16 protein-coding genes are annotated in these 19,311 nt (G+C 71.0%); 13 read left to right on the top strand and 3 right to left on the bottom strand.

The annotated features are described in order from the left end of the window. Nucleotides 1–13 precede the first annotated feature (13 nt). The gene (locus ACIBG4_RS11910; RefSeq protein ID WP_397201807.1) at nt 14–880 is read right to left on the bottom strand and encodes an amidohydrolase family protein; all 867 of its coding nucleotides are present in this window, start codon (nt 878–880) and stop codon (nt 14–16) included. A 78-nt stretch (nt 881–958) separates the two neighbouring features. Between ACIBG4_RS11910 and ACIBG4_RS11915 the strand changes: the two genes are divergently transcribed. Next, nucleotides 959–2,851 carry a hypothetical protein gene (locus tag ACIBG4_RS11915; RefSeq protein WP_397201808.1) on the top strand — a complete coding sequence of 631 codons (1,893 nt, stop codon included), beginning with the start codon at nt 959–961 and terminating at the stop codon, nt 2,849–2,851. Further along, on the top strand, nt 2,848–3,753 hold the full coding sequence (locus ACIBG4_RS11920) for an aldo/keto reductase (RefSeq protein WP_397201809.1): 906 nt from the start codon (nt 2,848–2,850) through the stop codon (nt 3,751–3,753). Before ACIBG4_RS11915 ends, ACIBG4_RS11920 begins: the two co-directional genes overlap by 4 nt. Nucleotides 3,754–3,859: 106 nt before the next feature. Here ACIBG4_RS11920 and ACIBG4_RS11925 read toward each other — a convergent pair whose 3' ends face one another. After that, nucleotides 3,860–4,654, bottom strand: coding sequence for a hypothetical protein (locus tag ACIBG4_RS11925; protein ID WP_397201810.1), 795 nt, complete (start codon nt 4,652–4,654; stop codon nt 3,860–3,862). 95 nt (nt 4,655–4,749) lie between these two features. On the opposite strand from ACIBG4_RS11925, the gene ACIBG4_RS11930 reads away from it, so the two are divergent. From ACIBG4_RS11930 to ACIBG4_RS11950, 5 genes are all read left to right on the top strand, one after another. Beyond that, nucleotides 4,750–6,009 carry an alpha-L-fucosidase gene (locus ACIBG4_RS11930; protein WP_397201811.1) on the top strand — a complete coding sequence of 420 codons (1,260 nt, stop codon included), beginning with the start codon at nt 4,750–4,752 and terminating at the stop codon, nt 6,007–6,009. An 81-nt stretch (nt 6,010–6,090) separates the two neighbouring features. After that, nucleotides 6,091–7,335, top strand: a complete 1,245-nt coding sequence (locus ACIBG4_RS11935) for an ABC transporter substrate-binding protein (RefSeq protein WP_397201812.1) — start codon at nt 6,091–6,093, stop codon at nt 7,333–7,335. After that, a complete protein-coding gene (locus ACIBG4_RS11940; protein ID WP_397201813.1) occupies nt 7,314–8,276 on the top strand; it encodes a carbohydrate ABC transporter permease in 963 nt (320 codons plus the stop codon). Before ACIBG4_RS11935 ends, ACIBG4_RS11940 begins: the two co-directional genes overlap by 22 nt. Before the next feature lie 17 nt (nt 8,277–8,293). Beyond that, a complete protein-coding gene (locus tag ACIBG4_RS11945; RefSeq protein WP_397201814.1) occupies nt 8,294–9,148 on the top strand; it encodes a carbohydrate ABC transporter permease in 855 nt (284 codons plus the stop codon). 122 nt (nt 9,149–9,270) lie between these two features. Beyond that, nucleotides 9,271–12,204, top strand: a complete 2,934-nt coding sequence (locus tag ACIBG4_RS11950) for a right-handed parallel beta-helix repeat-containing protein (protein WP_397201815.1) — start codon at nt 9,271–9,273, stop codon at nt 12,202–12,204. 650 nt (nt 12,205–12,854) lie between these two features. Here the strand turns inward: ACIBG4_RS11950 and ACIBG4_RS11955 are convergent. Continuing rightward, complete coding sequence (locus ACIBG4_RS11955; protein WP_397201816.1) at nt 12,855–13,280, bottom strand: winged helix-turn-helix transcriptional regulator; 426 nt, start codon at nt 13,278–13,280, stop codon at nt 12,855–12,857. A gap of 117 nt (nt 13,281–13,397) precedes the next feature. Between ACIBG4_RS11955 and ACIBG4_RS11960 the strand changes: the two genes are divergently transcribed. The 6 genes from ACIBG4_RS11960 to ACIBG4_RS11985 all read left to right on the top strand — a co-directional run bounded on the left by ACIBG4_RS11960 (nt 13,398) and on the right by ACIBG4_RS11985 (nt 19,297). Next, the gene (locus ACIBG4_RS11960) at nt 13,398–14,024 is read left to right on the top strand and encodes a lactate utilization protein (RefSeq protein ID WP_397201817.1); all 627 of its coding nucleotides are present in this window, start codon (nt 13,398–13,400) and stop codon (nt 14,022–14,024) included. Nucleotides 14,025–14,444: 420 nt separating this feature from the next. Beyond that, complete coding sequence (locus ACIBG4_RS11965) at nt 14,445–15,323, top strand: ABC transporter permease (RefSeq protein ID WP_397201818.1); 879 nt, start codon at nt 14,445–14,447, stop codon at nt 15,321–15,323. 31 nt (nt 15,324–15,354) lie between these two features. Next, the gene (locus ACIBG4_RS11970; RefSeq protein ID WP_397201819.1) at nt 15,355–16,389 is read left to right on the top strand and encodes a glycine betaine ABC transporter substrate-binding protein; all 1,035 of its coding nucleotides are present in this window, start codon (nt 15,355–15,357) and stop codon (nt 16,387–16,389) included. Beyond that, the gene (locus ACIBG4_RS11975) at nt 16,373–17,164 is read left to right on the top strand and encodes an ABC transporter ATP-binding protein (RefSeq protein WP_397201820.1); all 792 of its coding nucleotides are present in this window, start codon (nt 16,373–16,375) and stop codon (nt 17,162–17,164) included. The genes ACIBG4_RS11970 and ACIBG4_RS11975 overlap by 17 nt, the downstream gene beginning before the upstream one ends. Before the next feature lie 22 nt (nt 17,165–17,186). After that, nucleotides 17,187–18,056 (top strand): TauD/TfdA dioxygenase family protein, encoded by an 870-nt coding sequence (locus ACIBG4_RS11980; protein WP_397201821.1) that lies wholly within the window; start codon nt 17,187–17,189, stop codon nt 18,054–18,056. Nucleotides 18,057–18,238: 182 nt separating this feature from the next. Next, nucleotides 18,239–19,297: an LLM class flavin-dependent oxidoreductase gene (locus ACIBG4_RS11985; RefSeq protein WP_397201822.1), complete on the top strand. Its 1,059-nt coding sequence runs from the start codon at nt 18,239–18,241 to the stop codon at nt 19,295–19,297. Nucleotides 19,298–19,311 lie beyond the last annotated feature (14 nt).

Raw genomic sequence — 19,311 nt, forward strand, 5'->3', positions numbered from 1 at the left:
CACCAATCATCGCTTATCGATCGTTGACCGGTGCATCGAAGCAGGGCCCCCGATCATTGTCAACCTGAGGCGTCAGGCCGTACGCGCGCCGGGCGGTGCCGCTCAGCACGAGCCGGCGGCCGGCGGCGTCCAGCCCGGCCAGCCCGCGCCGGGCCAGCCGCAGCGAGGCGGCCCGGGAGCCGCGGGCCAGGCAGATCGGCCAGTCGGAGCCGATCATGCACCGGCCGGGGCCGAACTCCCCTGCCGCGTGCGCGACCAGGGCGGCCACCCGCTCCTCGGGCACGCCGTGCTGCTGGGTCAGCAGGCCGGAGATCTTCATGAACACGCCGGGCAACCGGGCCGCCCGCCGCACCTGCTCCCGCCACTCCCCCGGATCGGCGACGGCGAGGCTCGCCGGGTTGCCGAGATGATCGATGATCACGGTCAGCCCGGGGTGGCGGGCCGCGGCCTCGACCGCCGCCGGGACGGCCGCGTGGTGCAGGTTGACTTCGAGGGCGACGCCGTGCCGGGCCAGGACGGGGACGAGCGCCCGCGCGCCCGGCGGCGTGGCGTCCCAGGAGGCGCCGCCGAGCCGCATGCCGTTCGGCCGGGTGCGGGCCAGCAACTCGGCGAAGCGCGCCGGGCCCAGCCCGGCGCAGGCGTTGAGGTTGCCGACGTGGCCGAGGAGCAGGTCGGGGTGGCGCAGGCGCAGGTCGCGCAGCAGAACGTTCTCCGCGTGGTCGCCCCGTGACGCCTCGACCAGGATCGCGCCGGTCAACCCCAGCCCCGCACCCGACGCGGCCAGGTCGCCGGCGGTGAACGTCCGATGGTGCGGCGACCCCGGCCGGATCCAGGGATAGCCCTGGTCGAGGTCCCAGAGGTGGACATGGCAGTCGATCACGTCGGCTCCGTGTTGACAGGCAGATTCGGGGTCAAGAAGATTCATATCATCGGCTATCGATGAACGATTGGTGTTCTCATGCGCATCTCACACCCGCTGGCGCTGCGGGCGAGCCGCACCGTGACCGACCCGCCCGCGTGGGCCGGGCTGCAGCGCGAGCTGTTCGCCGCGCAGGACAAGGCATGGCGGACCTTCGCCGACCGCTACACCGAGGGCGACGGCCGGCTGGTCTTCCGCGACCGGCTCGGCCAGGGGCTCGACGGCCGCGACGGCGTGGACGACTTCTACGAGGCGTTCTTCAACTGGCCGACCCTCTACCTGCTCGGCGGCAGCGACGACGTGCTGGCCGCAGCCCGCAGGCATTGGCGGGGCGTCACCGCCCAGCTCGCCGAGATGGGCATGCTGGTGGACGGCTTCGAGCGCGGCTACGACTGGTTCCACCAAGGCGAGGGCCTGCTGCTGTTCTACGGCCTCTGCCTGGCCGAGCCCGAGGACGGCGAGCTGAGGGAGCTGGCCGCCCGCTTCGCCGACCTCTACCTGCCCGGCGGCCCCAACTACGACCCCGAGCACCGGGTGATCCGCGCGCCGCACAACGGCGCCGCGGGGCCACGCTGGGGCTTCAGCGACCACGACGTCTACTTCCCGTGGAGCCTGGCGCTGCGCCCCTACGGCCTGCCGCTCGACTGGATCGCCGAGGCCGCCCCCTTCGACGACCTGGCCGCCGACCCAGGACGGGCCCGCGCGTACGGCAAGGCGATGTGGGAGCGCATGGGACGCGGCGACACGATCGTCAACCTGGCCGCGACCAGCCTCGTCGCCAACGCCTACCTCCTCGGCGGCGAGCCGCGCCACGCCGTCTGGGTGAGCGAGTACGTGAACGCCTGGCGGGAGCGCCTGGACGGCCGCGAGATCGTCCCGGACAACGCCGGCACGCACGGCGTCGTCGGCGAGCACCTGGACGGCCGCTGGTACGGCGGCCACTACGGCTGGTCCTGGCCGCACGGCCTGCCGCCCGTCGGCACCGCCGCGATCGTCGGCGCGACCAACGCGGCGCTGCTGACCGGCGACCGCTCCTACCTGGAGCTGGCCCACAACCCGCTGGACGCGGTGCTGCGCGAGGCAGCGCCCCGGCGGCCGGCCGAGGTGACCACGATCACCAAGCGCTGGCGGCCCCACCTGCGCGGGCTGGCGGACGAACCGACGCTGCTGGTCCCGATGCGCCGCGACGACTCCGGCTGGTTCGACCACAACATCATGCCGACCCAGCTCCCGGTGGCCCTGTGGCACTTCAGCAGGGACGCCGCCGACCGGGAGCGGATCGACCGGCTCCGGGAGGCGTCGAGCTGGGACTGGACGGCGGTGCACACCCAGCGCACCAAGGAGGAGTCGGGCCACGAGGAGCCCTGGTACGAGTACCTCGCCGGCCGCAACCCCGGCTACCCCGAGCGGATGCTGCGCAGCGCCGCCGACACCTGCGCCGAGCGGATCGCCGCGATCGAGAACGACCCGGTGGACCCGGCCGTCGGACCCGACGCGTTCGGCATCCACGACTGGCAGGACCGCAACCCGGTCGTCACGGAGGCGCTGCTGCAGCTCACCACCGGCTCGCCGCAGGTGCTCTACAACGGCGGCCTGGCCCAGATGCACGTGCGCTACTTCGACGCCGGGCGCCGCCGCCCCGGGCTGCCGCCGGACGTGGCGGCGCTGGTGTCCGCCATCGACCCGGACCGCACGGTGATCGAGCTGGTCAACCTGGGCGGCGTGGCGTGCTCGCTGGTGGTGCAGGGCGGCGCGTTCGCCGAGCACCGCATCGACACGGCCGGCGCCGACGACGAGCCGCCCCGGCCGGTCGGGGGCCCGCACGTCGGCGTCCGGCTGCCGGCCAGGACGCAGGTGCGGCTGACGCTGGCCATGACGCTGCACGCCGCCCGCCCCACCTGCGCGACGCCGCCGTGGGAGGTGGCGGGATGAGCGTCGTGCTGCCCAGACTGGGCCTGGGCACCGCGCCCATCGGCAACCTCTTCGCGGAAGTGAGCGAGCGGGACGCCGCCGACACGGTGGCCGCCGCCGCGGCCGAGGGCATGACGTACTTCGACACCGCCCCGCGCTACGGCCACGGGGTGGCCGAGGACCGGCTCGGCCGGGCCCTGACGGACGGCGCGGCGCCCGGCGCGGTGATCTCGACGAAGGCCGGCTGGCTGCTGCGACCCGGGGAGCGGGTGGTCACCGACTGGAGCGAACGCGGCATGCGCGAGTCGCTGGAGTCGAGCCTGCGCCGGCTGCGCCGGCCGGCGGTGGACGTGCTGTTCCTGCACGACCCGGACGACTTCCGCGAGGAGATCCGGCGCACGGGCTACCCGGCAGCGCGCAGCATCCGCGAGGAGGGGCTGGCGGGGGCGATCGGCTTCGGGATGAACCACTGCGAGCCGATGGCGGCGTACGTGGCCGAGTTCGAGCCGGACGTGGTCCTCATCGCCGGGCGGTTCTCGCTGCTCGACCACGACGCTCTGACGACCCTGCTGCCGTTGTGTGTGAAGACCGGGACCACGGTGGTGGTGGGCGGGGTGTTCAACACCGGGCTGCTGGCCGACCCGCGGCCCGGCGCGATGTTCCACTACCGCGAGACGCCCCCGGACGTGCTGGCGCGAGCGCGGCGGTGCGGGGCGGTCTGCGCGGAGTTCGGGGTGCCGCTCGCCGCGGCGGCACTGCGGTTCCCGTACCTGCATCCGGCCGTGGGGTCGGTGGTGGTGGGGTGCCGGTCGGCGGACGAGGTACGCGCCAACGCGGCGGCGGCGCGGGCCGAGATCCCGCCGGAGCTGTGGCACCGCCTCGCCGCGGAGGGCTTCGTCCCGCCCGAGCTCCTGGAGGCGTGACGGGCCCGCCGTGACCGGGGCCGCCGTGACCGGGCCCCCGCCGCGACCGGGCCCGCCGCGACTGGGCCCGCCGCGAGCGGGCCCGGCCGGTCCCGGGGCGCTGGGGTCAGCCCGCGTCCCGGGACGCCAGGTACTCCTCCAGCCCGGCCCCGGTCAGCGGGTAGTAGTCGGACAGCCGGCCGCCCTCGTCCAGCCGCCGCCGGGCGAACTCCTCGCGGTCCTGGTGCAGCAGGGAGTCCTCGGCCAGCGCGACGGCGCTGCGCTGCGGCACGACGACCGCGCCGTCCTCGTCGGCGACGATGAGGTCGCCGGGCGTCACCAGCGCGCCGCCCACGCCGACCGGCACGTTGAACGCCGACGGGAACAGCTCGGTCTGCGAGGCGTAGTGCGGCGTCACCCCCGTGCACCAGATCGGCACGCCGAGGGCCCGCACGCGCGCGGCGTCGCGCACCCGCCCGTCGACCACGATGCCCGCGCCGCCGCGCAGTTTGAAGTAGCGGACCAGCATGTCGCCGAGGCAGCCGGTGAAGTGGCTGGCCTGGGCCGACACGACGAGCACGTCGCCGGGCCTGATGGTCTCCAGCACCGCCCACAGCGCGGTCTTGCGCTCGGCGTCCTCCTGCTCGCCGCCGGAGAAGACGTCCTCACGCTGCGGGAGGAACTGCAGCGTGACCGCTCCACCGGCGACGCGGACGTCCGGCTCGCGGTGCAGCGGCACGGGCCCGTCGATGAAGGTGCGGGTGATGCCCATCTGGTGCAGTTTGGCGCAGGCGGTGGCGGCGCTGACGCCGTCGAGCGCCTCTACCATCTGCGCGGTCGGCCGGCCGAAGGGCGAGGACTGCGCCGGCCCCAGCATCGTCTCGTAGGTCTCCTGCTCAACGCCGTGCATGTTCGTGTTCATGCGATGCTCTCACCCAAACGTCGACAATTATCGCCTATCGATGGTAGATGTAACTGCCCATCAGCGAGGGCTGTCAACCGTGGGAGGAGACGCCGGTGTCAGGCGGATCGGCAGAGTGGTTCCGGGCGGCGCGCTTCGGATTGTTCGTTCACTTCGGCTTGTACAGCCTCGCCGCGCGGCACGAGTGGGTGCGCAGCCGCGAGGCCATGTCGGACGCCGCCTACGACCGCTACCTGGAGCGGTTCGACCCCGACCTGTTCGACGCCGCCGCCCTGGCCAGGGCGGCGCGCGAGGCGGGGATGCGGTACGCGGTGCTGACCGCCAAGCACCACGACGGCTTCTGCCTGTTCCACTCGGCGCTGACCGACTACACCTCCGTCCGGGCGACCGGCCGCGACCTGGTCGCCGAGTTCGCCGAGGCGATGCGGGCGGAGGGGCTGCGGGTGGGGCTCTACTACTCGCTGCTGGACTGGCGCCATCCCGACTTCACCATCGACCGGTACCACCCGCTGCGCGACAGCGTGCCGCCCGAGGAGGCGGCCGGACGTGACATGGCGCGCTACCGGGCGTACCTGCACGGGCAAGTGCGGGAGCTGCTGACCGGCTACGGCCCCATCGACCTGCTGTTCTTCGACTTCACCTATCCGGCGAAGGGGTCCGCCGAGTGGGGCGCGGCGGAGCTGATGGCGATGGTCCGCGAGCTGCGCCCGGGGATCGTGGTCAACGACCGGCTCGGCATCCCGGGCGACTATGTCACGCCGGAGCAGTACCAGCCCGACTCACCGCTGACCCGCGACGGCGCGGAGGTCATGTGGGAGGCGTGTCACACGCTGAACGGCTCGTGGGGCTACGACCGCGACAACCACGACTACAAGAGCCCGGACCTGCTGGTGCGCATGCTCGTGCAGTCGGTCGCCTGCGGCGGCAACCTGCTGCTCAACGTCGGCCCCACCGGGCGGGGCGCGCTGGACCCGCGGGCCGCCGAGACGCTGCGCGCGATCGGCGCGTGGACCTCCCTGCACGCGCGGGCGGTGCACGGCGCGGGACCCAGCGCGTTCGAGGCACCGCCGAACGCGCTCTACACCCAGCGCGGCGACCGGCTCTACCTGCACCTGCTCGCCTGGCCGATCAAGCACGTCCACCTGCCCGGCCTGGCCGGCCGCGTTCGGTACGCGCAACTGCTGCACGACGGCTCGGAGGTGCGCATGCAGGAGCTGGACGGCGGCGACCACGAGCACAACAACCTCGCTCCCCCGGGCCGGGAGCCGGGCACGCTCACCCTCACCCTGCCGGTGGTCCGGCCGGACGTGCTGCTGCCGGTCGTCGAGCTCGTGCTGTGCGGCGAAGGACCCTGACGCCGCACGAAATGGCTCTTGAACAAGTGAGGCAGGCGAAATAACATCGCCTATCGATAGACGATTGATGGAAGAAGGCACATGAACAGGCGACTGCTGGCGGCCGCGGCGACGGCCCTCGCGTTAACGGCGACGTCGGCGTGCGGCGGTGACGGCGGCGGCACGGACGGCGGAGCGGGCAAGACCACGCTGCGGATGATCGTCAACATCACGCCCAACCTCACCGAGCAGTTCTGGAACGGACTGTTCGACCGCTACGAGGCCAAGCATCCGGACGTGACCGTGCAACTGGAGCTCACCGGCACCATCGAGGCCGAGGCCAAGCTGCGCCAGGACCTCGCCGCGGGCGACCCGCCCGACATCGCGCAGCACCTGGTGCCCACCCCGGAGACCGCCGAGCTCTTCGTGGACCTGTCCGGCCAGCCGTGGGCCGCGAAGACGCCGCTGTTCGACGACTACGCGATCGGCGGCAAGCACTACGTGGTCGGCGTCGGCGAGCAGATCCAGTCGCTGGTCTTCTACAACAAGAAGGCGTTCACCGACGCGGGCCTCGACGCCACCGAGATCCGGACCATCGCCCAGTTCGAGGAGGCGATGGGCAAGCTCAAGAAGGCCGGGCTGGTCCCGCTGCAGACTGCCGGCCAGTGGGTGACCGGGGCGCAGTTCAGCATGCTGGCCGACGCGGGCGTGCTCACCGCCGACCCCGACTGGACGGTCAAGCGCAAGAAGGGCGAGACGACCTTCGCGGCCAGCGGCTACAAGCGCTACTACGAGCTCTACCGGTCCTGGCTCGACCAGGGGTTCCTGGACAAGAGCGCGCTCGGGCTGCAGTACCCCGACGGCCAGGCCGCCTTCCTCAAGGGCGACTCCGCCATGTACATCATGGGCTCGTACTTCGTGCCCGCGGCCGACGAGGCGGGCAAGAGCGACGGCATCGGCGTCTTCCCCGTGCCGTCCGACGGCGCGTACCCGCCCGGCCAGTTCGGCAACATGGCGCAGCCGTACACGGTCGTCGCGCAGTCCAAGCACCGCGAGGCGGCGATCGACCTGGTCGAGTGGCTGGTGACCGACGAGGAGGCCATCAAGGAACAGCTCGCCGCCGACGGCAATCTGCGCAAGGGGTTCGCCTACGACGTCTCCAGCCTCGGGGACGGCGTGCAGAAGGTCCTCGACGAGACGCCGGCCGTCCTGGTCAAGCAGGGCGACCGGCAGCCGGTCCAGGGCTACGCCGACGAGCTGAACAAGCAGATCCAGTCCCTGTTCACCGGCGCCTCGGCCGCTGACGTCGCCACGAAGCTGGACCAGTGGTGGGACTCGCAGGGCTGAGCGCGGACTCCGTGCGGGTGGCCGCCGGGAGTCCTGATTCCGATCGCAGCACGCCGGGCGGCCGGCGCCGCCGCCTGCGCGAGGCGGCGCTGAGCGCGGGCATGCTCGCCCCCGCCGTCGTGGTGTACACGGTCATGACGGTCGTTCCGGTCGTCGTGGCGCTGTACCTGAGCCTCACCGACTGGAACGGCTTCTCCTCGGCGGCCTTCGTCGGCCTGGACAACTACGCTCGCCTGTTCGACGACCCGGACACCACCCGGGCCGGGGTGGTCACCGTGATCGTGGCCTTCTTCGGGTCGGTGGGGATGCTCGGGCTGGGCCTGGTCTACGCGCTCCAGCTCAAGGAGCGGAACTGGGTCAACTCCTTCTTCCGCACCCTCGCCTATTACCCGCACGTGATCAGCTCGCTCATCCTGGGCTTCCTGTGGAGCGCCATCCTCGGCACCAACGGCGCGATCAACAACACCCTCGCCGACCTCGGCATCGGCCCCGTCGGCTTCCTGTTCGACGAGAACCTCGCGGTGATCACCCTGGTGGGCGTCATCGTGTGGGCGGGCTTCGGCTTCAACGTGGTGCTGTTCGTGGCCGGCCTGCAGACGGTGCCGCGCGAGCTCGTCGAGGCGGCGCAGATCGACGGCGCGTCGCGACGGCAGATCAACCGGAGGATCGTCATCCCGATGATCGCGCCGGTGGTCACCGTCGCCATGGTGCTCAACCTGGTGGGGCTGATCAAGGTGTACGACATCGTCGTCAGCCTCACGGACGGCGGCCCGGCCGGGGCCACCGAGACCATCGCGTACGTCATCCTCACCAAGTCGTTCGCCGGCACGGACGTCGGCTTCGCCACCGCCCAGGCCGTGGGCCTCATGGTGGCCTCCGCCGCGCTGTCGGTCGTCGTTACCGCCCTGCGCAACCGGCAGGACCGGGCCGCGGCGAGCTAGGTACCCCAGGAGCCCCCATGACCCTCAATCCCCGCGCCGGCGCGCGGCGGCCGTCGCCGGTCCGCGTCGCGCTGCTGACCCTGCTGTTCGCCGTCATGACCGTGCCGGTCTACCTCCTGCTGGTCAACAGCTTCAAGTCGCAGCAGGACATCCAGAACAGCCCGTTCTCGTTGCCGTTCGCCAGGATCTCGCTGGACTACCTGGCGGCGGCGGTGCAGAGTCCCCAGTACAACGTGCTCAAGAGCTACGGCTTCACGCTCGTGCTGGTGGTGGCCGTCGATCTGCTGTGCATCCTGTTCGCCGGGCCGGCCGCGTACGTGATCGCGCGCAGCCTCAAGCGGCGCACCCAGTTCCTGCTGCTGTTCTTCCTGGCCGGCACGTTCATCCCAGCCTCGGCCCTCATCGTGCCGCTGATCTACGTACTGCGCGCGCTCGGGCTGGGCAACACGGTGGCCGGGCTGATCCTGCACGACGTCGCCATGACGCTGCCGGTGAGCATCTTCCTGTTCGTCGGCTTCATCCGCACCGTCCCCCGGGACATCGACCACGCGGCCGCGATCGACGGGGCCGGACGGCTGCGCACGTACTGGCAGGTCATCTTCCCGCTGACCCGGCCGGCCGTGATCACGGTGCTGATCCTCAACTCGATCGGGATCTGGAACGACTTCATCAGCCCGCAGATCCTGCTGAGCCCCGGATCCGGCACCTACACGGTCACCACCGCCATCTACGCCGGCATCAGCCAGTACTCGACCGACATGACCAAGGTCTTCCCCAACCTCCTCCTCGCCGTGGCCCCGGTGATCATCTTCTTCGTCTACATGCAGCGGCACATCATCAGTGGCCTGACGGTCGGCGCGCTCAAGGGCTGAGCCGGCCCCACCCCCCCCACCTCCGGAAAGGCGGAACGGTGTCCATCACCCGACGGCTGCGCGCCACCCTGGCGGCTTGCCTCCTGTTATCCCTGGCGGCGACGCCCGCAGTGTCACCCGCTGTGGCTCACGCGGAGACCGCGCCGCGGCCGCCAGGAAAGATCCTCTACGTCGCGCCCGGCGGTGACGACGCCGGCAGCGGGACGAAAGGCCGCCCCTTCCGCACCCTCGAAGGGGCCAGGGACGCGATCAGGAAGCTCAAGGCCCGCCACGGCCTGCCCCCCGGCGGGGTGACCGTCTACCTGCGCGAAGGCACTTACCAGCGGAGCGCGTCGTTCGCGCTCGACCAGCGGGACTCCGGCACGGCGAAGGCGCCGGTCGTCTACCGCTCCTACCCCGGCGAGACGGCCCGGCTCACCGGCGGGCGGCAACTCAACCACGACAGCTTCATCCCGGTGACCGACGAGGCCGTGTTGCGGCGCATCGTGGACGAACCGGCCCGCGGCAAGGTGCTGCAGGCCGACCTCGCGGCCCTCGGCATCACCGACTACGGGCAACTCAGCCGGCACGGCTACTGGAAGGCCAACGATGTCAGCACCGTCCCGCCCATGGAGCTGTACGTGGCGGGCCAGGGCATGACGCTGGCCCGCTGGCCCAACGAGGGCACCGTCCAGATGAACAAGATCATCGATGCCGGGCCCACCGTGAAGGACGCCGACCTGCAGAACCGCGGCGGCACGTTCAGCTACGGCTACGACCGGCCGCGCCACTGGAAGCAAGCCGAGGACGTCTGGCTGGACGGCATCTTCGGCTACAGCTGGGAGTGGTCGTACAACAAGATCGCCGCGATCGACACCGAAGCGAAGACGATCACCCTGCGCTACGGCGAGATGTCCGGCCTGATGAAGTCGTGGTACCCGGACTTCCACTTCGCCCAGAACCTGCTGGAGGAGCTGGACGCCCCCGGCGAGTACTACATCGACCGGGCCAAGGGCGTGCTGTACCTGATGCCCAACGCGGCCTTCCGCACGAAGCAGGGCGACATCACCGTCACCATGCTCAAGGAGCCGATGATCAAGACCGCCGGCGCCTCCCACATCTCCTTCCAGGAGCTGGCGCTGGAGTACGGGCGCAGCCTGCCCGCGGTGATCCTCGGCGGCAGCCACGTCACCATCGAGCGCAGCGACATCCAGAATTTCGCCGACGGCGGCGTGTACCTGAACTCAGCCGGCCGCTACGTCTACGACGGCATCCCGGACAAGGCCAAGGGCCGCGACCACGCCGTGGTGTCCTCCACGATCCGGCACGTCGGCGGCGTGGGCGTCGTCCTCAACGGCGGCGACGACAAGACCCTGGAGCCGGGCCGCAACCGGGTGGAGAACTCCCACATCCACGACTTCGCCTACTACCACAAGGCGTACAACCCGGGCGTGATGTTCGACGGCGTCGGGAACACGGCCCGCGGCAACGAGATCCATGACGCGCCGCATCCCGGCATCATCGTCCACGGCAACGACCACCTCATCGAGTACAACGACATCTACGACATCTGTCAGGACTTCCAGGACCTCGGCGCGATCTACATGAACGCCGGCATGACCCCGCACGAGCGGGGCACCGTGATCCGGCGCAACTACTTCCACCACATCGGCGAGGGGCGCGGCGGAGTCGAGGGCGTCTACCCCGACAACCTCACCATGGGCCTGACGATCGACGAGAACGTCTTCTACCGGATGGGCAACGACGCCATCAAGAGCGGCTCCGGCGACCACATCAAGGCCAGGAACAACATCTTCGTCGACACCCACGTCCCGTACGACAACTACGAGATGTGGATGGGCGACCAGCCGGGCAACACGGTGGACAAGAACTACCTGCCGGCCTGGCGGAAGCTGTTCGAGGAGAACGGCGGCTTCGCCGGCACCCCGTACGCCACCAAGTACCCCGAACTGCTCACCTTCTTCGACGAGAACCACTACTTCCCTGCGAAGAACTCCTTCGAGAACAACCTCGTCTGGAACCCAGAGCTGGCCCGGGCCTCCAGCGTCAACCAGCACGGCGCGCGGGACGTCAAGAACCTGCTCAACTACGCCGGCAACTGGGTCGCCGACCGCAACCCCGGCTTCACCGGCTGGCAGTCCGGCGACTTCTCCCTGACCGCGGACGCCGAGGTCTTCCAGCGCATCCCCGGGTTCAAGGCCGTCCCGTTCGCCGAGATCGGCACCCACAGCAAGGTTGGCCTGCCGGGCGGGCCCGACCGGATCGAGCTGACCGCCCTCCACCTGCCCGGCGACGAGCTCACGGTCCCGCTCGGCAAGACCGTGTCCGTCCGGGCCGAGCCGGTGCCGTGGAACGCCACCGACCAGGCGGTGACGTACGCGAGCAGCGACCCGGCGGTGGCCACGGTGAGCGCCGGCGGCGCGGTCACCGCGCTCATGCCGGGCACCACCACCGTCTCAGTCGCCTCCAAGGCCCACCCGGAGATCACCGACACGGCCACCGTAACCGTGAGCGAGGGCGACGGCGTCATGCACGCCACCGACTTCGAGTCCGGCGGCAACGGCTGGCCCGTCGATCCCAACCGCGGCATCGTCGCCGACGCCGCCGGCAACCATTGGTACCGGATCGTCAAGGGCGCCAACGGGCTGCTCGACCGCGCCTTCACCGACTACGCGCTGTCGTACCGGCTGCGGACGCCCGCGCAGATGCCCGAGGGGGCCGTCCTCATCATGTACGACCGCCAGGGCGACGCCGGCGGCGGCTACGTCCGCTACCGGCACGCGACGGCCGGGCCGACCTGGACGCTCTACGACGCGCAGTGGCGGACCCTGAGCCAGGCCGTCCTGCCGGCCGAGCGCGGCCTGCGTCCCGACACCGTCTACGACGTGCGGATGACGGTGCGGGGGGCGTCGGTGAGCGTCAGCGTCGGCGGCGAGGCCGTCCTCGAAGGCGAGAACCCGGCACACAATCCGTCCGGGAAGGTCGGCTTCTACACCGAGGGCTTCGCGCACCTCGACTTCGACGACGTCACGTTCTCGTTGCCACGAGCGTCCTGACCGGCGTCCGGGGCGCCGCCCGGCGGCGGTGCCCCGGACCTCACCAGCGGCGGTAGACCTCCTCTGCCCACCCGTCGAGGTCGCGGATCTCCGCCACCTCGCCGTCGTCGGCGACGCCCGTGCCGTTGCAGGAGCCGAACGCCTGCGCCTCGCGCCACCCGGAACACGGAAGCGCGTACGGCAGGATGATCCGCTGTGCTCCTTCGCCCGGCCTGTCTCACTGTCACGAACGCCTTCGCCGCGCTGCGGTTGCTCCCCATGAGCGATCGGGACAAGGACGTGGAGATTATCGTTCTGCGTCACAGATCGCCGTCCGTGAACGCCAACTCGCCGCTCTCCTGACCTCACTGCCGCGTGAGGCCCTGCGCCAGATGCGCCTCCTCGTCCGTCTGGACACCGTCCTGCGCTGGCACCGCGACCTGATGAGACGTCGTCACGCTCGTATCTGCCGGCCCAAGCGGCCTTCGCACAGTTCGCCCGCCACAACGCCGCCATGTTCTGCGGCGACGCCCGATCCCGTGTCACCCCCTGAGCAGGGCCGCTGCCGCATCACCCGCATGCCCGCCCGAGATTGCTACGGACCCGGCGATGAATCCCGTCTCCCGACCAGGTCTCGTCCAAGCTCATGGCCGGGACTATGGCACTTCCGATTATTTCCGTAGGTTTTGTTGGGGTCCGTCAGGCGCGCGCCGGGCGTCGTAGCGGCCGCGGGCACCCTCGATGTCGTCGTGGTGCTCAACGGCCCAGTCGATCAGCCCCCAGACCCGCTCGAGCAACGTGCGGCCGAGCGGCGTCAGCTCGTAGTCGACGCGGGGCGGCACCTCGGCGTACACGCTGCGGGTGACCAGCCCGTCGCGTTCGAGCACGCGCAGGGTGGCGGTCAGCATGCGCTGGCTGATGCCGGGAACGGTGCGCCTGAGCTCGTTGAAGCGGCGCGGGCCGGCTCCGAGCTCGTTGACGACCGCCAGGGTCCACTTGTCCCCCACCCGGTTCAGGACGTCGCGTACCTGGCAGGTCGTCTCGTCACGCGCCTTGAGCACGGAGCTCGCGCCGCTGGCGGGTCCGTCGGCGTTCATGGGTTCCCTCCGCTTCACTGAGGCAGAAAAAAGTGCCTACTTCCGGTAGGGATTCAGCGTTACTCAGAATGGTGCCGGTTACCAGTCGGAACCATCTCTCATCTCAGGGGATACATCATGTCCGTGCAAACTGTCGTGCCCGACGAGACGTTCGCCGCCCCCGCGCCCGCCGAGCAACTGGACCGCGCGACCGCCGCGTTGCGCGACAACGGCTTCATCGTGCATGTCGTGGACAGCGCCGCCGAGGCCCGCGAGCTCGTCACCGGGCTGATCCCCGGCGGCGAGAGCGTCTTCACCGCCTCCAGCGAGACGCTCCGGCTGTCCGGCATCGCCGCCGACCTTGACGAGTCGGGCCGGTTCGCCTCCGTCCGAGCCGGGGCCGAGGACCCCAAGGGCGACGTGCAGGCGGTCGTCCGTCTCGGCGCCACGGCCGAGTACGTCGTGGGCAGCGTGCACGCGGTGACGGAGGAGGGCCACCTGGTCATCGCCTCGGCCAGCGGCAGCCAGCTCGCGCCGTACGCGTCGGGAGCGCGCAAGGTCGTCTGGGTGGCCGGCGCCCAGAAGGTGGTGCCGGACCTGGAGACGGCGCTGCGACGGGTCCGCTCGTACAGCCTGCCGCGCGAGCACCGGCGCCTCCAGGAGTTCGGGCAGTCGTCGTTCATCGGCAAGATCCTCATCGTCGAGCGCGAGGCCCTGCCGGAGCGGGCCACGGTCGTGCTGGTGCGTGAGCCGATCGGCTTCTGAGCGGGTGCACCGGGACGCCGCTCTCGCCCGGCTGCTGGGCCCTGGGTCGCATTCGGCGCGCACGTCCACCTCGAGCGCGTCCAGGGGCACCTCCGGCTCGGCCGCCCTGATGAGGAGGATGTGGGTCACGCAGCTCCCGAGCATGCCGGCCTGCAGCTCGGGCGAGGCGGGGCCGAGGTCGTAGCCGGCCAAGTCGGGGCCGCTGTCACTGATGAGCTGGTGGTCCCTGATCCTGATGCGCCGGATTCCGCTGCGGCCCTCCGCGGTGACGTGGGCGTGCAGCGGTACCGGCCCGGACGCGGGGGCCGCGCGATGACCTCGCCGCTCTCGTAGTCGTCGACGATCCACAGCTCGCGGTATACCCCTTAAAACTAGTAGGAAATGTTGACTTTAGTGGGGTGCCGCCGTAGCTTCGTGGTCATGAGCCCGTCTCAGACGGTGGCCTCGTCCACCTCGACGGCCGCCCCCTCGACCGCCGTTACCGACGGCGGACCGGAGTCCGCCACCCGGCGACTGCGACCGGCGACACGCAGGATCGTGGTGCGCGTGCTCGCCGCAGCCGCACTCCTCGGCTTGTGGCAGCTCGCCGCGACCGCGGCGGCCAACCCCTCCTTCATCCCCTCCCCCGGCGCCGTGTGGGAGCAGCTCCTGCGGTTGTCCACGACGCACGACGGCATCCGCGGCTACAGCGGCAGCCTGCTCGTCGAGCACCTCGGGATCAGCCTGCGGCGCATCCTCATCGGATCCGCGATCGGCGTGGCAGGCGGGCTCGTCGTGGGCGTCGTGCTCGGCACCGTGCCGTGGATCCGCGTCGTGGCCGAGCCGGTGGTCACGTTCGTGCGGGCGCTACCACCGCTGGCGTACTTCAGCCTCCTCATCATCTGGTTCGGCATCGACGAGACGCCCAAGCTGTGGCTGCTGGCGATCGCGGCGCTGCCGCCGGTGGCGGTGGCCACCGCCGCCGCGGTGCACGGCGCGCCGTCCGACCTGGTCGAGGCCGCCAGAGCGCTGGGCGCCAGGCGGCGCGACGTCATCCGGGACGTGGTGCTGCCCAACGCCCTGCCGGAGATCTTCACCGGCGTGCGTCTGGCCGTCGGCGTCGCGTACTCGTCCGTGGTCGCCGCCGAGACGGTCAACGGCGTGCCCGGCATCGGCGGCATGGTGCGGGACGCCCAGCGTTACCTGCAGACCGACGTCGTGGTGCTGGGGCTGCTGGCCATCGGCCTGTCGGGCCTGCTCATCGACGGCCTTCTGCGGGTCGCGGAGAAACGGCTCATCCCCTGGCGGGGCCGCTCGTGACCCGCCGCACGTCCCTCACGAGGAAGCCGCCATGCGTCTGAGATTCCTGCTGTCCTTCGTACTGATCACGGTCCTGGCCGCCTGCGGTGACGGCACCGCGTCCCGGGGAGGCGGTGACGGCGCGGCCGCCAACCGCATCCGCCTCGCCTACCAGGCGTTCCCCAGCGGCGACCTCATCGTCAAGAACAAGAGGTGGCTGGAGGAGGCGCTGCCCGGCTACCGGATCCAGTGGACGAAGTTCGACTCCGGCGCCAGCATCAACACCGCCTTCGTGGCCGGCAGCGTGGACATCGCCGCCATCGGCTCCAGCCCCGTGGCCCGCGGACTGTCGGCCCCGCTGAACATCCCGTACCAGGTGGCGTTCGTGCTCGACGTGGCCGGCGACAACGAGGCCCTGGTCGTCAGGAACGACAGCGGCGTGTCGGCGATCGAGGGCCTGCGCGGCAAGAAGGTCGCCACGTCGTTCGCCTCGACCTCCCACTACAGCCTGCTGGCCGCGCTCGACCGGGCGGGGGTGCGCGAGTCGGAGCTGACCATCGTCGACCTCGAACCGCAGGACATCCTCGCCTCCTGGACGCGCGGCGACATCGACGCCGCCTACACCTGGCTGCCCACCCTGAAGGAGCTGGAGAAGGACGGCAAGGTCCTGGTCACCAGCCGGGAGCTGGCCACGGCCGGCAAGCCCACGCTGGACCTCGGGGTGGTGTCCACCACGTTCCTCAAGGCGCACCCGGACGCGGTGGACGCCTGGCGCAAGGCCGAGGCGAGGGCTCTACAGCTCATCACCGACAACCGCGCCGAGGCCGCCGCGGCCGTCGCCGCCGAGCTCAACCTGACCAAGAAGGACGCCGAGGACCAGCTCACCCAGGGCGTCTTCCTCAAGCCCGCCGACCTGGCCTCCGCCGAATGGCTCGGCACGCCGGAACGGCCGGGCGCGCTGGCCGAGAACCTCGTCAGCGCCGCGCAGTTCCTCAAGGACCTGCAGAAGATCGAAGCCGTCCCCGATCTGGCGACCGTGCGGAACGCCGTCTACAACAAGGGCCTGCCCGATGTCCTCACCCCTTGAGCTCGGTACGGACACCGCCGTCCACGTGGCGGAGGTCGTGCACGTGTACGGGACGGGTGCGGACGCCGTGACGGCGCTCGGCCCGATCTCGCTAGACGTCCCCCGGGGCTCGTTCCTCGTGATCGTCGGGGCGTCCGGCTCCGGCAAGAGCACGCTGCTGCGCCTGATCGCCGGCTTCGAGCGGCCCACCGCCGGCGTCGTCCGCACCGCCGGAGCTCTGCCGGTGCCCGGCGCCGGCGCCGGGATCGTGTTCCAGCAGCCCCGGCTGTTCCCTTGGAAGAGCGTGGGCGGCAACGTCGGGCTCGCGCTGCGCTACGCCGGCGTCCCCCGCGAGGAACGCGCCCGCCGGGTGCCGGAGCTCCTGGAACGGGTCGGCCTGCACGACGTGGCCCACCGCCGGACCTGGCAGCTCTCCGGTGGTCAGCAACAGCGGGTGGCCATCGCCAGGGCGCTGGCGGGCGACAATCCGCTGCTGCTGCTCGACGAGCCGTTCGCGGCCCTGGACGCGCTCACCCGCGAGCGGCTGCAGGAGGACCTGCGCCGGGTCAGTGAGCAGACGGGCCGCACCTCCGTGTTCGTCACCCACAGCGTCGAAGAGGCCGTCTTCCTCGGCAGCCGCGTCGTCGTGCTCACCAGCAGGCCCGGCCAGATCGCCCTCGACCTCGACGTCCCTCTGCCCCGCACCGGCCTGGAGCCCGACGAGCTCCGCGCCCTCCCCGAGTACACGGCCCTGCGTGCCACCGTCAGTCATGCCGTCCGCGACGCCGCCGGATGACCACCACAGAACAGGAGCGCACATGTCCACACCCCTGGCCGCCAAGCTCACCCTGCGCCCGCTCGGACCGCACTTCGGCGCTCAGGTAGAAGGGCTCGACCTGGCGACCGCCGCCGACGAGGAGCTGGCCGCGGTACGAGCCGCGCTCGTCCAGCGGAAGGTGCTCTTCTTCTCCGGGCAGACCCTCGACGAGGACGGACAGGTCACCCTGGGCCGCCGCCTCGGCGAGCTGACCGCATCCCACCCCGTCGTCGGCGGCGTGGACGAGGCGCACCCGGAGATCTACGCGCTCGACAGCGCCGACAACGGCTTCGCCGACGTCTGGCACACCGACGTCACCTTCATGCCCCGCCCGCCGCTCGGCTCGATCCTGCGTGCCGTGGTCCTGCCTCCCACCGGCGGGGACACGAGCTGGGCCGACAGCCAGCTCGCCTACGACTCCCTTGCCGCGCCCGTACGGGAACTGGCCGACCAGCTCACCGCGGTGCACGACGGCAACCGGGAGTTCGGCTACTACCTGGCCCAGCGGCGCGGCGGCCAGGGCAGCGTCTGGGACGGCGAGGTCGTCACCCGGCTGGACCCGGTGGAGCACCCCGTCGTACGCGTCCACCCCGAGACCGGACGCAAGGGCCTGTTCGTCAACCCCGGCTTCACCTCGCACATCGTCGGCGTCTCCGAGGCCGAGAGCCGTCACATCCTCGACCTGCTCTACGCTCACCTGACCAAGCCGGAGCACATCATCCGCCACCGCTGGAGCCTCGGCGACGTGGCCATGTGGGACAACCGCAGCACATCCCACTACGCCAACCGCGACTACGGCACCGCCCACCGGGTCATGCACCGCATCACTCTGCGCGGCGACCGCCCGTTCGGGCCATCGTCCCCCCGCTGAGGGGAACGGCCCATCCCCTGCCTGCCGGAGGCGGTGGACGGGCTGGACCACCTCGGCCGTGCCAGGCTCGGCCTTCAACGCGCTGTTCTGGTTCGGCGCGGGCGTGGCCGCCCTCGGCGTCGCGGTCGCCCGTACGCCGTGCGCGCCCTGCCCACAGGACCACCGAGCAGGAAGACCGACTGATGAATCTCCAGTTCCTCTGGTACATCCCCAACCAAGCGCAGCCCGGGCACCGCGGCGACGTCGTCGTCGAGAATCACAACAGCCTGGAGACCCTCACCAGCCAGGCCAAGGCCCTCGAGGAGCACGGGTGGGGAGGGGCGCTCATCGGCACCGGCTGGGGACGGCCCGACACCTTCACGGTCGCCACCGCCCTGGCCGCGCGAACGACAACGTTCCAGCCGCTGATCGCCGTCCGGCCCGGCTACTGGCATCCGGCGAAGTTCGCCTCCGCCGCCGCGACCCTCGACCATCTCAGCGGGGGACGGGTGCTGATCAACATCGTGTCGGGCCAGGACAACCTCGCCGCGTACGGCGACCGCGAAGGCGACCAGGCCCACCGCTACGCCCGCACCAAGGAGTTCCTCCAGCTCGTACGCAAGCTGTGGACCGAGGAGAACGTCACCTACCACGGCGAGCACTTCACCGTCACCGACTCCACCGTCGTGCCGCGCACAGTCGTCCGGGGCGAGCGCCGGCACCCCCCGCTCTACTTCGGCGGCGCCTCGGAAGCCGCCGAGAAGGTGGCCGCCACGGAGGCCGACGTCCAGCTCTTCTGGGGCGAGCCGCTCGACGGCATCGAAGAGCGGATCGAGCGGCTCAAGGAGCTCAGCGAGAAGCTCGGACGCGAGCACCCTCCGCTGGAGTTCGGGCTGCGGGTCACCACACTGGTGCGGGACACCACCGAACAGGCCTGGGCCGACGCCGAGGCCAAGGTCGTGCAGATGGCGAACGGCGGCATCGCACGCGACCCCAACCGGTTCACCGCCGTCGGCCAGGAACGGCTGCTCGACCTGGCCGCACGCGGAGAGGTTCTCGACGACAACCTCTACACCACCCCAGGTAAGTTCGGCGGCGGCGGCGCGGGCACCACCTGGCTGGTCGGCTCGGCCGAGGACGTGGCGAAGTCGCTGCGCAGATACCAGGCACTCGGCATCACCCACTTCGTGCTCTCCGACACCCCCTACCTGCCAGAGATCAAGCGTCAGGGCGACCGGCTCCTACCGCTGTTGCGCGGATGAGCGCCGATGCCTGA

Source organism: Nonomuraea sp. NPDC050383 (assembly GCF_044459125.1).
GTDB lineage: Bacteria > Actinomycetota > Actinomycetes > Streptosporangiales > Streptosporangiaceae > Nonomuraea.

Excerpts from the sequence above, each read along its gene's own strand:
- ACIBG4_RS11970 (WP_397201819.1), top strand. The coding sequence starts at position 15,355 with ATGCGTCTGAGATTCCTGCTGTCCTTCGTACTGATCACGGTCCTGGCC.
- ACIBG4_RS11965 (WP_397201818.1), top strand. The coding sequence starts at position 14,445 with ATGAGCCCGTCTCAGACGGTGGCCTCGTCCACCTCGACGGCCGCCCCC.
- ACIBG4_RS11985 (WP_397201822.1), top strand. The coding sequence starts at position 18,239 with ATGAATCTCCAGTTCCTCTGGTACATCCCCAACCAAGCGCAGCCCGGG.
- ACIBG4_RS11980 (WP_397201821.1), top strand. The coding sequence starts at position 17,187 with ATGTCCACACCCCTGGCCGCCAAGCTCACCCTGCGCCCGCTCGGACCG.
- ACIBG4_RS11975 (WP_397201820.1), top strand. The coding sequence starts at position 16,373 with ATGTCCTCACCCCTTGAGCTCGGTACGGACACCGCCGTCCACGTGGCG.
- ACIBG4_RS11960 (WP_397201817.1), top strand. The coding sequence starts at position 13,398 with ATGTCCGTGCAAACTGTCGTGCCCGACGAGACGTTCGCCGCCCCCGCG.
- ACIBG4_RS11915 (WP_397201808.1), top strand. The coding sequence starts at position 959 with ATGCGCATCTCACACCCGCTGGCGCTGCGGGCGAGCCGCACCGTGACC.
- ACIBG4_RS11945 (WP_397201814.1), top strand. The coding sequence starts at position 8,294 with ATGACCCTCAATCCCCGCGCCGGCGCGCGGCGGCCGTCGCCGGTCCGC.
- ACIBG4_RS11935 (WP_397201812.1), top strand. The coding sequence starts at position 6,091 with ATGAACAGGCGACTGCTGGCGGCCGCGGCGACGGCCCTCGCGTTAACG.
- ACIBG4_RS11925 (WP_397201810.1), bottom strand. The coding sequence starts at position 4,654 with ATGAACACGAACATGCACGGCGTTGAGCAGGAGACCTACGAGACGATG.
- ACIBG4_RS11955 (WP_397201816.1), bottom strand. The coding sequence starts at position 13,280 with ATGAACGCCGACGGACCCGCCAGCGGCGCGAGCTCCGTGCTCAAGGCG.
- ACIBG4_RS11920 (WP_397201809.1), top strand. The coding sequence starts at position 2,848 with ATGAGCGTCGTGCTGCCCAGACTGGGCCTGGGCACCGCGCCCATCGGC.